Annotated in this window: 12 protein-coding genes; 5 read left to right on the plus strand and 7 right to left on the minus strand. The window is 65.9% G+C overall.

The features are described 5' to 3' along the window. From ACVOL0_RS18800 to olsF, 7 genes are all read right to left on the minus strand, one after another. The coding region (locus ACVOL0_RS18800; RefSeq protein ID WP_481550374.1) for a metal-dependent hydrolase at positions 1-1,131 on the minus strand (1,131 nt) is incomplete at its 3' end. Between the two features lie 28 nt (positions 1,132-1,159). Further along, positions 1,160-2,272 carry an ABC transporter permease gene (locus tag ACVOL0_RS18805; protein ID WP_481550375.1) on the minus strand — a complete coding sequence of 371 codons (1,113 nt, stop codon included), beginning with the start codon at positions 2,270-2,272 and terminating at the stop codon, positions 1,160-1,162. Then, a complete protein-coding gene (locus tag ACVOL0_RS18810; RefSeq protein WP_481550376.1) occupies positions 2,269-3,432 on the minus strand; it encodes an ABC transporter permease in 1,164 nt (387 codons plus the stop codon). Before ACVOL0_RS18810 ends, ACVOL0_RS18805 begins: the two co-directional genes overlap by 4 nt. Beyond that, entirely contained in the window at positions 3,417-4,427 is a 1,011-nt protein-coding gene (locus tag ACVOL0_RS18815) for an HlyD family secretion protein (protein ID WP_481550377.1), read from the minus strand. Before ACVOL0_RS18815 ends, ACVOL0_RS18810 begins: the two co-directional genes overlap by 16 nt. Beyond that, positions 4,424-5,809 (minus strand): TolC family protein, encoded by a 1,386-nt coding sequence (locus ACVOL0_RS18820; protein WP_481550384.1) that lies wholly within the window; start codon positions 5,807-5,809, stop codon positions 4,424-4,426. Before ACVOL0_RS18820 ends, ACVOL0_RS18815 begins: the two co-directional genes overlap by 4 nt. Before the next feature lie 66 nt (positions 5,810-5,875). Beyond that, positions 5,876-6,679 carry a UDP-2,3-diacylglucosamine diphosphatase gene (locus ACVOL0_RS18825; protein ID WP_481550378.1) on the minus strand — a complete coding sequence of 268 codons (804 nt, stop codon included), beginning with the start codon at positions 6,677-6,679 and terminating at the stop codon, positions 5,876-5,878. Continuing rightward, positions 6,676-8,388 carry a bifunctional ornithine lipid synthase OlsF gene (olsF, locus tag ACVOL0_RS18830; RefSeq protein ID WP_481550379.1) on the minus strand — a complete coding sequence of 571 codons (1,713 nt, stop codon included), beginning with the start codon at positions 8,386-8,388 and terminating at the stop codon, positions 6,676-6,678. Before olsF ends, ACVOL0_RS18825 begins: the two co-directional genes overlap by 4 nt. A gap of 194 nt (positions 8,389-8,582) precedes the next feature. Here olsF and metK point away from each other — a divergent pair, with 194 nt between their 5' ends. From metK to ACVOL0_RS18855, 5 genes are all read left to right on the plus strand, one after another. Continuing rightward, on the plus strand, positions 8,583-9,818 hold the full coding sequence (gene metK / locus ACVOL0_RS18835; RefSeq protein WP_481550380.1) for a methionine adenosyltransferase: 1,236 nt from the start codon (positions 8,583-8,585) through the stop codon (positions 9,816-9,818). Between the two features lie 359 nt (positions 9,819-10,177). Beyond that, positions 10,178-10,801 carry a CDP-alcohol phosphatidyltransferase family protein gene (locus ACVOL0_RS18840; RefSeq protein ID WP_481550381.1) on the plus strand — a complete coding sequence of 208 codons (624 nt, stop codon included), beginning with the start codon at positions 10,178-10,180 and terminating at the stop codon, positions 10,799-10,801. Then, positions 10,801-11,394 (plus strand): lysophospholipid acyltransferase family protein, encoded by a 594-nt coding sequence (locus ACVOL0_RS18845; protein ID WP_481550382.1) that lies wholly within the window; start codon positions 10,801-10,803, stop codon positions 11,392-11,394. Before ACVOL0_RS18840 ends, ACVOL0_RS18845 begins: the two co-directional genes overlap by 1 nt. A 77-nt stretch (positions 11,395-11,471) precedes the next feature. Next, positions 11,472-12,374: a phosphatidate cytidylyltransferase gene (locus ACVOL0_RS18850; protein ID WP_312367477.1), complete on the plus strand. Its 903-nt coding sequence runs from the start codon at positions 11,472-11,474 to the stop codon at positions 12,372-12,374. A gap of 164 nt (positions 12,375-12,538) precedes the next feature. Next, a complete protein-coding gene (locus tag ACVOL0_RS18855; RefSeq protein WP_481550383.1) occupies positions 12,539-13,045 on the plus strand; it encodes an acyl-CoA thioesterase in 507 nt (168 codons plus the stop codon). Positions 13,046-13,144: the final 99 nt, after the last annotated feature.

Below are 13,144 nucleotides of genomic sequence, written 5' to 3' on the forward strand. Positions count from 1 at the left end.
CCCCTCTTCCCCCACGGTCCATAACCACCCCACCGCGGGGTTCTTCATTTCCTCGGGCCCGCCCCGCCCCCCGGCCGATTGTGTTGGGGCGGCGCGGGGCGCCCCCGGCGCCCGCCAGATGCGCTGCCACATCTGTGCCAAGCGCTGTTTCAGCACATCACGATTGCCTGCCTGTCGATACGCAGGCTGGACCTGCCGTGGCGGCATCGCCTGCCACTGCCCATCACGTTCGCTGGCGACGGCGAAGTTGAAGTTGTAGTCCGGCTCCAACCCCATGCGCAGATCGCTGAGCACCAGCTCGCCATCCACCACCTGCGCACGCATGAAGCCGTGGTTGAACCAGTTCAGTCGCTGCACCGCAGGAACATCGCCGGCTTGCCGCAGTGTCTGCACGTTCGACGGGTAACCCTCGAACTGCATCGGCCCGTGATCGGCCCACAGCGAGCGATCACCGACCACATAGCCCTGCGGGGTCATCGCCACCACCCGCCACAGCAAGGTGTTGAACGGCATCGGCACCGAGAAACGCGGCGCATCGGCCAGGCCCATATGCGCCAGTGACTGCGCTGCCACTCGGTCCACCTGCGCCTTGGCGATCAACGACCAGCCCAGATAGCCAGTGCTCAACACCAATCCGGCCACCAGCGCGCGTTGCGCCAATGGCCGAGCGCGTGCGAGCCAGGCAATGCCGCAGCCGATCAACAACCAGATCGTATACAGCGGGTCGATGATGAAGACGCTGGACCACATCGTCGGTGGCGGCGTCAGCGGCCACCACAGCTGCGTGCCGTAAACGGTGAAGGCATCCAGCAGCGGATGCGTCACCAGCGCCAGCACGATCGCCCACCACCAGCGCACTGGCGCCTGTGCAACCCGGCCATGACCGAAGCGCTTGTACAACCACCAGATCAAGGTGCCCAGCAAGGGCAGCACGAACAGCGAATGGCTGAAGCTGCGGTGCACCGTCATCAGGCTCACCGGGTTGTCGGTGAAGGCCATGATCGCCAAGCCGTCCAGATCGGGCAGCGTGGCCAGCGCAGCGCCAGCAAGCAAGGCGGCGCGCCGATGCGCGGCGGGGGTGATGGCGGCGGCGATGGCGCCACCGAGAACGATCTGGCTTAGGGAATCCATGCGCCGATGCTAGCAGCCAACGCTGCGCTCAGCGCTGCCGCCGGCCATGCAGTCGCCACAGCATCAGGCCACCGTACAGCAGCGCCAGCAACAGCAGGTTGAGCAGCTCGCCACCGATCTCAGGCAGGCGCGCACCCAACTGCTGGGTGCGGACGATGGCGTTGATGCCGGCGGTGGTCGGCAACAACTTGGCCAGCGTCACCAGCGCTGGCGGCGAGGCGATCGCCGGCCACGACAGGTTGGACAGGAAGAACAGCGGGATCGAAACCGCGGTGACGTACTGGAACGCCCGCTCGCGGGTATCGAAGAAGCTGGCGATGAACATCCCGAACGGCACCGTTGCCAGCGCGAACAGCAAAACTGCCAACAACATCCCGGGGATATTGCCGCCGCGCGGATAGTCCTGCGCCCAGGCAGTGAAGCCGACGTAGTACAGCAGCCCGCACACCGCCACCACGACGAAGGCCAGCGCCATGCCGGACAAGGTCGGCAGATCGAACTGCAGTCGCCTGCCCAACTGCGCGCGACGGCTACCCAGCAGTACGCCGATGCCGAGCAGCAGGGTCTGGTGCACGATCAGTTCCGATACCCCGGGCACCACGCTGCTGCCATAGCCTTCGCGCGTGTTGTACAGCGGCCGCTGCACCAACTGCAGCGGCGCTGCCTGCGGCGCGCCCATGAAGGCCGCCTGGCGCACTGCCTGCTGGCGACCAAAGCCGGTGATGCCTTCGGCCAGGCCGTTGAGGATCGTGCTGGCCCGGCTCAGGTAGGCACCATTGCCCAGCAGCACCAGTTGCCCGCTGCCGCCACGCAGGATGTCGCGTTCCAGCCGCTGCGGGATCAGCACGATGCCATCCACCTCGCCGCGCAGCAGTTGCTGTTTGGCCTGGGCCAGATCCGGCGGCTGGCTGACCACCTGCACCGCGAGCAGTGCGTCCACATGCCGGATCAGCTCGCGGCTGGTTGCGCTGTGATCAGCGTCCACCACCGCGATCGGCAGGTCACTGGCGACCTGGTGGCGATACGCTGCCGGGTAGAAGAACGAATACAGCAACACCGCCCCTATCATCACCGCGCGCGCGGCCGGGTCGGCGAACATCGCCTGCAAGGCGCTCCGGAAGCCAGCACCAAAACTGCTCATGCGCGCACCTGTTGCCGTGCGGCGCGCAGCAGCAGGCAGGCCCCCAAGCCACCGGCCACCACGGTCATCAACAGCAGCACCGCCAGCGGCCGCAGCGACACCGGCCAAGGCGCGCCCATGAACAACTGCTGCATCTGCACCTGCACATAGGCGGTGAGCGGCAGCAACATATTCCAGACGCGGGTGAACAACGGGGCCTCGATCACCGGGAAGGTGGCACCGGAGAACGCCAGCGCGGTACCAATCGTCAGGCCCACCGCCGACAGCCCGGTGCAGATGTCGCGGGTCACGGCGATGAACAGCAGCGCGAAACTGCAGCAGGCCAGATAGAACAGTGGCTGCGCCAACAACAGCAAGCACAGGCTGCCGGCCATGCCGTCTCCGCGCACATAGGCCAGATAGATCACGCCCGCCGCGCCATACAGCGAGAACAGCGCGACATACGGAAACAGCTTGCCGGCCATCGCCGCCCACGGCCGCTGCTGCAACCAGCCGCCGAGCAGGCCATCGCGCTGCTCGCGCCCAAACGCGGCACCGGCCGCGAGCGCGGCCAGCAGGGACAGCATGGCCGGGAAGATCAGCGGCAGCAGGAACAGCTCATAGCTGCGCGCCGGGTTGTACAGCACCGTCGCCTGCACCGTCACCGGTGGCCCACGCAGTTTTGCCGGGCCAACTTGAAGCGCGATCTGCTCCTTGAGCATGCGCGCGTTGTAGGCGCTCACCGCATCGCCTATATCGCGCCCGGCCGATTGCCCGGTCGCCATGTAGGTGGCGTTGTAGAAAGCGTAGACCGGTACCGTTTCGCCACGCAGCGCGCGCCGGCTCAGGTCGCGTGGTATCAGCACGATCGCAAACACCTGCAGCGCACGCAGCTGCGCCTGCGCCTGCTGCAACGACGCCGGTTGGCTTGCCACCCGCACGCCGGGGCTGTCGTCGATGGCGCGTGCCAGACCGCGACTGGTCGGGCTGTGGTCCAGGTCGACCAGGGCGATCGGCACCTGCCGCAGCACCGAGCCGGAGAACAGCCACATCATCAGCGCCATCAACAGCAGCGGCAACACCGTCACTAACGCCAGCTCCCAGCGGTCACTGCGCCAGTGCTGCAACTCGCGCCGCAGCGAGGCGGCGAAGGCACCGGCAGATGTCAGTCCTGCGGCCATGCAAACAGCACGCTCATGCCCGGCCGGAATCCTTCGATTGCCTGTTGCGGCCGCGCCCGCACTTCGAAACTGCGCACGTCATAACCAGACGATTGACGGGTGCTGCGCCAGGTGGCGTAGTCACCGGCCGGATTAATGAAGTAGATCTCGAACGCCGCACTGCGGCCCTGCAACGCCGGGATCGTACCCTGCAGACGGGCACCAGGCTTGAGCCCGTTCATCTGGTCCTCGCGCAGGTTCAGCGCCACCCACATGTGGTCGATGTCGACCAGGGTGAAAACCGGATAGCCCGCCGGCACCAGCTCGCCGATATCGGCCATGCGCTTGCCGACCTCACCCGCCAGCGGCGCACGGCCCTGGGTTTCCTGGCGGGCCGCATCGACCTCGGCCTTGGCACCCTCGGCCTGCCGCACCTGCGCCAGCGCCGCGTCCTTGTCCTGTACCCGCGCGCCGGCCAGGGCAAGGTCGTACTGCGCGCGGGCAGCGCGGGTCAGTTCGTTGGCACTGCGTGCCTGCGCCTGCGCTTCGTCGCGCTTCTGCCGGCTCACCACGCCTTCGGCGTAGAGATTGTCGAGCCGGCGGAAGGTGCTGGTCGCTAGCTCGGCACCGGCCTGCGCGCGCTTCCAGTTGGCTTCGGCAGCACGAATGTCCTCGCTGCGCGCGCCCTCCTCGGCCTTGGACGCCATCGCCGCAGCCGCAGCCACCACCGCGTCAGCCTGGCGTTCCTTGGCGGCGACTTCCGGGCTGTCGAGATCGAACAGTACCTGCCCGGCCTTGACCCGGTCGCCCTCGCGCACATGCAACTGCTGCAGGCGCGCGGTGACCTTGGCGGCGACGTTGACGTTGTCGGCATCGGCCATGCCCTGCACCTGGTCCGGCGGGCTGCGCAGACCCAGCCACAGGCCGACCGCCACCAGCACCAGCAGCACCACGCCGGCAATCAGGAACACGCGGCGTTGCCGCGGATTGGTCTCCACCTGCAGCGAATCGCTCATTCCAGCACCTTGTCCGCGCGTTGGCGGTAGTCGTCAAAACGTTGCAGCTGCCCGCTCACTTCCAGCAGCTGCGCCAGCGCCACGTCGAATTGGTAGGCGGCCTGTGCACGCTCCACCTGCGCCCCGCCCAGGCCGAGCCGCGCGTCGATCACGTCCAGCGAGGTGGACTGGCTTTCACGGAACGAGAGCTCCTGCAGGCGCAGGTTTTCCTGCGCCTGGGCGATGCTGCTGTCCAGCAGCTGGAACTGCGTACGCGCGGTCTCCAGCTCATTCCAGGCCTTGCCTACGCCAAGCTGCAGCTGGTTTTCCACTTCGCTCAGGCCCGACTGCGCCTGCTCCAGCTGCGCGCGTGCCGCGCTGACCTGCAGCGGCCGCGCCGTCGGCGACAGGAAGGTGTAGCGCAGGCCGATGCCGAACGCCCAGTCGGCGTCGGTCAACAACGCATCGCGACGGCGCAGGTCGTACTGGCCGAACAGATAGATCTGCGGCTTGAGCTTGGCCTGCTGTGCACGCACGCCCTGTTCGGCCTGCGCGGTCAGCGCGCGCAAGCGGCCAACCTGCGGATGCCGCTGCTGGGCACTGCGCTCGAATTCCTCGCGCGCACCGACCGGCCCATTGATCACGAACAGCGGCGACGTCGTCGCAACCGTGCCACCACTGCGCAGCAAGGTGGCCAGCGCCTGCTGCAGGGTGGACAGATCGTTGACCGCCTTCTGGTATTCGCGTTCGGCCTTGTCGCGCGCGACGTTGGCCTGCAGCCGTTGCGCCTTGGTGGCAAAGCCCTCGCGTTCGAGCTTCTGCGCATCTTCGAGGTGCCGCTGCAGACCGTCACGCACGTCACGGCGTACTTGTACCGCCTGCTCGGCCAACTGCTGGCCGAAGTAAGCCTGCACCAGTTGCAGCGACAGCGACTGCCGCTGCAACTCACGGTCGGCCTGGGCCAACTCGCTGGCAGCCTGTGCCGCTCCTTGCGCGGCCGGTATCAGGCCACCGCTGTACAGGGGCACGCTGGCAGTAACAATGGGACGGGTGCGCCAGTCACGCTCACCAAACTCCAGCGGCGATTCGATGCCGAACGCCTCGGCAACCGGTGCCAACGAACCCAGCGGCAGGTTCAAGGTCTTCTGGAACTGCATGCGGCGTACGTCGGCGGTGATTTCCGGCAAGCGCAGGTAGCGGCTGGCATCCTGCAGGTCCAGCTTGTTGCGCACCCCGGCATCGGCGGCGGCCAGCGCATCGGACACCTGCTCCAGGCGCTGCCGCGCCTGCTCGTAACTCAAGGCAGGCACCACCTCTGCCGCCGCTGCCGGCGGCGCCAGCAACATCCACAGCACGCACAACCCTATCGCGACCGATGCTGGTTGCTTGCCTGCCACCCCGATACTCCCTGCTCGTTGGCTGGCCCCAGCATAGCCGCCCAACGGGTGAGGAAGAAGTCAGCCGGGCGATCAGGCCGCCTGCGCCTGCCGCAGGCTCCCCGGCAAACAGACCAGGCTGCGGCCGGAATGATCGAGCAGGCGCAGGCTGCCATCGGGGTCTTCGGCCAGCGCGGTCAGGCTTTCCACCCAGTCGCCGTCATTGGCATAGATCAAGCCATCGCGCTCGACTAGCGCCGCGCGGTGGATGTGGCCGCAGATGATGCCGTCCAGCCCGCGCCGGCGTACGTCGGCCAGCCCGGCCTGCACGAAGCGCTCGATATAGCGCTCAGCCGCGCCGCTCTGCCGCTTGAGGAATTCCGACAGCGACCAATAGCGCAGGCCAAGCCGGCGCCGCGCGGCGTTGAACAGGCGGTTGCCGGTGAGGATGCGGTAATACAGCCAGTCACCAAAGCGCTCCTGCAGCCCGCCGAAATGGGTGGCGCCGTCGTAGTCATCACCATGCACGACCAACAGGCGCCGGCCATCGGCGGTGGTGTGGATGGCGCGGCGCCGCACCTGCATGGCCGGCAGCATCAAACCGCAGGTGCGGCGCAGTGGCGCATCGTGGTTGCCGGGGATGTAGATGATCTCGGTGCCGGCGCGACGCAGTGCATGCAGCGCTTCGATCACCTCGTTGTGTGCCTGCTGCCAGGTTGCGCGCTTATGGGAAAGCCACCATAGATCGACGATGTCGCCGACCAGATACAGACGTTCGCAACGCAGGCTGGCGAGGAAACGCGCCAGTTCCGCCGCATGGCAATGGCGCGCGCCCAGATGCGTGTCGGAGATGAACACTGCGCGTCGGTGCGGCGGCAGCACCGGCACCGCACTCATGCCGTTGCTCCGGCATCACGCAGATAGCGTTTGCGTTTGTGCGGGCGGATGGCCTGCAGGTCCACCTCGATCAGGCCGTCAATGGAATCGCTGAAATCCGGATCCACGCCGAACGCGAGGAAACGTGCGCCACCGGGTTCGCACAGATCGGTGTACTGCCGGTACAAGGTCGGCACGCTGGTGCCCAGCGTCGCCAGGTTGGCCTTGAGCACCTCGAACGCGGCCTGCGTATCCAGCTCACCGAAACTCGGTGGCGCGGCGAAGTACTGGAAGGGCCGGTTCGACTCGGCCAGGCTGCGAGCGGCGCCGTAGTACTGCTGGTAATAGGCCACCAGCTGCTCGCGCGCCTCGCGCGGCAGCGCGGCGCTGATCGACACCGCGCCAAACAGATAGCGCACGCCCGGCTGGCTGGCGAGGTAGGCGCCGATGCCTTGCCACAGGTAGTCCAGGCTGCGGCTGCCCCAGTAGTCGGGCACCACGAAGCTGCGGCCCAGCTCCATGCCCTCGGCGATGCGCGGGATGGCATCGTCCGAGTAGCGGAACAGGCTGGCGGTATACAGGCCCTGCAGGCCACTGCGCGCCAAGGCCGGTGCGCCGCGCATCACCCGGTAGGCACCGGCGATGCGCTGGGCCGGCGCGTCCCAGACCACGATGTGCTGGTAGAGCGGGTCGAAATCATCCAGATCGCGGCTGCGGCCGGTGCCCTCGCCCACTTCACGGAAAGTCAGCTCCCGCAGCCGGCCCAGCTCCAGCAGCAAGGGTGAGTTGGCCGCGCAGTGGGCCAGACGGATCTGCTTGCCATCGCTGGTCTGGCCGAGCAGTTCCGTCGCCGCATGGGGGGCGGCGACCTGTACCGCAGCAATCGGTTCAGCCAATGGCTGCGGGCTGCTTTCCTGTGGCTCGGCGCCGTGCGGCTCCTTGCCCAGTGCGTACAGCGCATCACGCACCGCCTGCAGCTGCCGTGCCGGGTCCTGTCGCGCATCCAGCCGCATCGGCAGCCCGATCTGCAGGCGCAGCGGGCGCTTGCGGCGGGCGAACATCTCCCGCGCCAGCAGGGCGGTGCCCGCCGGCTTGAACAGCGCCGAGGCGCCGTAAAACAAGGCCGAATTGCGCGCCTGTACCCGCACCGGCAACACCGGCGTGTCGCAGCCACGGGCGAAGCGGACGAAACCGCGGTTCCAGCGGCCGTCGCGGATGCCCTGCAACGACAGCCGCGAGACCTCGCCGGCCGGGAATACGATCACGCACTGCTCGGCCTGCAGCGCCTGCTCCACCGCCTGCAGACTGGCCCGTTGGGCGCGGCCGCCGAGGATGCGCACCGGTAGCAGCAGCTCGCGTAGCGGCTCCAGCTCCAGCAACATGTCGTTGGCGATGATTCGCACATCGCTGCGTACCCGGCCCACCGCATCCAGCAGCGCCAAGGCGTCCAGCGCACCGGAGGGATGGTTGGCGACGATCAGCAGCCTCCCGCTGGCCGGGATCCGCGCCAGCGCCGCCGCATCGACCGTGTAGCCGGCGTCGAGAAAACCCAGCGCGGCGCTGACGAAAGCGAAGCCCCGCAGCCCGGCACTGCGCTGCAGGAAGGCATCCAACTGAGAAAAACGTGACCAGCGTCCCACTGTATGCAATAGCGGCTTGGCCAGATGCCGACGATGGCCGTGGAACCAGTCGGGGTAGCGTTGCTGCAGGCGATGCGCGATCTGTTGCATGGCGGAGTCTCCCTGACGGCCCATTGGCCGGGAGCCTGCGCCCGCTACAAGGCAGGCCGGTTGCGGTTTTGCGGCAATTCGGTGACCCCGCCTTAACCGTATGGCAACAGCCGTATCGGCACTATTCCGTCAAGGTGCCGACCGTGTATCATGCGCGCCCATCTTTCCATCCGAATCAAGGGATATATAGCCCGATGTCCAGCTACCTGTTCACCTCCGAATCGGTCTCCGAAGGCCATCCGGACAAGATTGCCGACCAGATCTCCGATGCGGTGCTGGACGCGATCCTGACCCAGGACAAACGCGCCCGCGTGGCCTGCGAGACCCTGGTCAAGACCGGTGCGGCAATTGTCGCCGGCGAAGTGACCACCTCGGCGTGGGTCGATATCGAAGAACTGACCCGCAACGTCATCAACGAGATCGGCTACAACAATTCCGATGTCGGCTTCGACGGCCACACCTGCGCCATCATCAACATGCTGGGCAAGCAGTCGCCCGACATTGCTGCCGGCGTTGACGGCACCAACAAGAAGGCCAAGAAGCCGGAAGAGCAAGGCGCTGGTGACCAGGGCCTGATGTTCGGCTATGCCTGCAACGAAGCCCCGGAATTCATGCCGGCACCGATCTACTACTCGCACCGCCTGGTCGAGCAGCAGGCCAAGGTCCGCAAGAAGAAGAACTCGCCGTTGCCGTGGCTGCGCCCGGACGCCAAGAGCCAGGTGACCCTGCGGTACGGCCAGGACGGCAAGATCGAAGGTCTTGACGCGGTTGTGCTGTCGACCCAGCACGATCCGGGCGTGAAGCAGAAGGACCTGGTCGAGGCCGTGCGCGAGCACATCCTCAAGCCGGTGCTGCCGAAGGCATGGCTGGACAAGCTGCCGAAGAACAAGGTCCACATCAACCCGACCGGCATCTTCGTGATCGGCGGCCCGGTGGGCGATTGCGGCCTGACCGGTCGCAAGATCATCGTCGACACCTACGGCGGCATGGCCCGTCACGGTGGCGGTGCGTTCTCCGGCAAGGACCCGTCCAAGGTTGACCGTTCGGCCGCTTACGCTGCCCGTTACGTCGCCAAGAACGTGGTTGCTGCCGGTCTGGCCGACAAGTGCGAAGTTCAGGTCTCCTACGCCATCGGCGTGGCCGAGCCGACCTCGATCTCGGTCACCACCTTCGGCACCGGCAAGATCCCGGACGCACAGATCGAGAAGCTGATCCGTGCGCACTTCGACCTGCGTCCGTACGGCATCATCAAGATGCTGGACCTGATCCACCCGATGTACCAGCAGACCGCTGCTTACGGCCACTTCGGCCGCAAGCCGAAGGAATTCTCGTACGTCGACGGCGACGGCAAGACCCAGAACGCGACTGCGTTCTCCTGGGAGAACACCGACCGTGCCGAAGCCCTGCGCAAGGCTGCAAAGCTGAAGTAAGGCTGCGGTAGCGTTTGCTTGAAGAAGGCCGCCTGCGAGGGCGGCCTTTTTTGTTTTTGCTTTGCGATGGCTTTGGCTTCTGCCGTTGCTCCAGCCCTTCTCCCGCCTGCGGGAGAAGGGCTGGGATGAGGGCTGCTTTGGCTTGGGCTCTAGCAAAGACAACAGCAAGAACCGAAGAGCCCCCTCATCCGCCCTACGGGCCCCTTCTCCCGCAAGCGGGAGAAGGGACAGCCAACGCCACGGCAACGGCCAAGCTATTGCCAGAACCAAAGCCAAAATCCAAAAACTCCAGCAAAGCCACTGCCGCCGCATACCAGCGACCCTGCCCGCCATCACGGCCAATGCACTACCATCGGCCCATGGGAAAGGAAGACCGTAGACCAATTGCCGCCCGTTCCACCGGCTGGGCTCGTGCCCTCAGCGCCGCGTTGGCACGCTCCTCGATCACACCGAACCAGATTTCGGTACTCAGCATCTTCTTCGCTGCAGCTGGCGCTGCTGCACTGTTGTATTGCCCCGGCATACCCGGACTGATCGCCTGCGCCGTCGGCGTCCAACTGCGCCTGATCTGCAACCTGCTCGATGGCATGGTGGCAATGGAAGGTGGCAAACAGACACCTACCGGCGCGCTCTACAACGAATACCCGGACCGCATCGCCGACTCGCTGCTGATCATCGCGCTCGGCTATGCCGCCGGCATGCCCTGGCTGGGCTGGCTCGGCGCATTGCTGGCCGCGCTCACCGCCTATGTGCGCCTGTCCGGTGCCAGCCTTGGCCTGGCCCAGGACTTCCGCGGACCAATGGCCAAGCAACACCGCATGTTCGTGCTCACTGCAGCCTGCGTGCTGGCCATCATCGAGCAGCTGACCACGCACACGCATTACGTATTGCCTGCCGCCGCCATCATCATCGCCGCCGGCTCGCTGCTGACCTGCATCACCCGCACTCGCGCCATCGCCACGCAACTCAAGGCAGGCAACTGATGCTCTCAAGCCTGCTGGTCGCCGCAGTCAAGATCTTCATTGGTGCCTACCCGCGCTGGGTCGGCAGCCGCCCCAACGACACCCAGCGCATCTACTTCGCCAACCACGCCAGTCATTTGGATACGGTGGCGTTGTGGTCGGCGCTGCCGCCAGCGCTGCGCGAACACACCCGACCGGTCGCCGCGCGCGATTACTGGAGCAAGGGCGTGCGCAAGCTCATCGCCGACAAGGGCTTCAACGCGGTGTTGATCGAACGTGACCGCAGCAAGTGCGAGGGCGATCCACTGCAGCCTTTGCATGACGCGCTGGACGCAGGTGATTCATTGATCCTGTTCCCGGAAGGCACCCGAAACCACGAACCGTTGCCACAGCCGTTCAAGGCAGGCCTGTTCCATCTGGCCCAGCACTACCCGCATGTGGAGCTGGTACCGGTGTATCTGGACAATGCTCGTCGTGCGCTGCCCAAGGGCAGCATGGTGCCGGTGCCGCTGGTGTGTACGGCACGCTTTGGGCCACCGCTGGCCCGCATTCCCGATGAAGACAAAGCGCAGTTCCTGGAACGCGCGCGCAACGCGGTGGTGGAGCTGGCATGAACAACGTATTCCTGCAGCTCCCGCTTGGCAGTTTCCTGCAGCAGGCCATCGAGCGCGCGCCGCCCAGCTTCTGGTGGATGATCGGCGGCGTGTTTGGCGTGCTGATACTCGCCAGCGCGATCGGCTTCATCCTCGGCCGGATCAAGCCGGGCTCGGTGGTCGACAACCTCAACGCGCGCATCCGTGCGTGGTGGGTGATGGCCGCCGTCCTGCTGTTCTGCTTCGTGCTCGGCAAGATCGCCACGCTGGTGTTCTTCGGCCTGCTGTCGTTCTTCGCATTGCGCGAGTTCATCTCGCTGACGCCGACGCGCCGTGGCGATCACCTGGCGCTGTGCCTGTGCTTCTACATCGCCATCCCGTTGCAGTACTGGCTGATCGGCATCGACTGGTACGGCCTGTTCGTCATGTGCATCCCGGTGTACGGCTTCCTCGCCTTGCCGGCGGTATCGGCACTGTCTGGTGACACCGAGAACTTCCTGGAGCGCAACACCAAGATCCAGTGGGGCGTGATGCTCACCGTGTTCTGCCTCAGCCATGCACCGGCACTGATGCTGCTGCGTATCCCCGGCTACGAAGGGCAGAACCTGATGCTGCTGTTCTACCTGCTGCTGGTGGTACAGCTCAGCGACGTGCTGCAGTACGTGTTCGGCAAGCTGTTCGGCAAACACCTGCTCGCCCCCTTGGTCAGCCCGTCGAAGACGGTTGAAGGTTTGGTCGGTGGCGGTTTGGCGGCGACCGGCGTGGGCGCGGCGTTGTGGTGGATCACCCCGTTCTCACCGCTGCAGTCAGCGGCACTGTCGCTGCTGATCGTGATCTGCGGCTTCCTTGGCGGATTGGCGTTGTCGGCGGTGAAGCGCAGTCTGGGTGCCAAGGACTGGGGCGAGATGATCGAAGGCCACGGCGGCATCCTGGACCGGTTGGATTCGGTGGTGTTCTCCGCGCCGGTGTTCTTCCATGTGGTGCGCTACAACTTCCAATAAGGCTCGGCACTACAAAACCCTGCCTCCTGTAGTGCCGAGCCATGCTCGGCAGAGGCCTTCCCGGTAACGCCCCTTACCGAGCATGGCTCGGCACTACATGCGGCTGCCGCGCACGCCTCGCCCCTACGGTGTAGCCTGCTCGTTCCGCATCTGCAGTTGTTGCCATGAACGAACACAAAGCCCACCAGTTGTCGATGACCGTGTTGATGTCGCCGGAGATGGCCAATTTCTCCGGCAAGGTCCACGGTGGCGCGGTCCTGCGCCTGCTCGACCAGGTTGCCTATGCCTGTGCCAGCCGCTATGCAGGCAATTATGTGGTGACCCTGTCGGTGGACCAGGTGACCTTTCGCCAACCCATCGCAGTCGGCGAGCTGGTGACCTTCCTGGCCTCGGTGAACTACACCGGCACCTCGTCGATGGAAATCGGCATCAAGGTCATGGCCGAGGACATCCGCAAGGGCGCGGTACGCCACGCCAACAGCTGTTTCTTCACCATGGTGGCGGTGGATGACGATGGTCGGCCAACACCGGTGCCTTCTTTGCAGCCGGAAACCAGCGATGAGAAGCGCCGCTTCGCTGCCGCGCAGATCCGCCGCCAGCTGCGCCAGGAAATGGAGCAGCGCCATCTGGAGCTGCTGCAGAGCAATCCCTCGGGCGAAGCGGACCTCTAAACACCTGCGCTGCGGGAGTGGCGGTAGTGCCGAGCCATGCTCGGCAGAGGCCTTCCCAGCAAAGCCAAACCGTAGTGCCGAGCCATGCTCGGCAGGGGC

Source organism: Stenotrophomonas sp. STEN021, assembly GCF_056760175.1.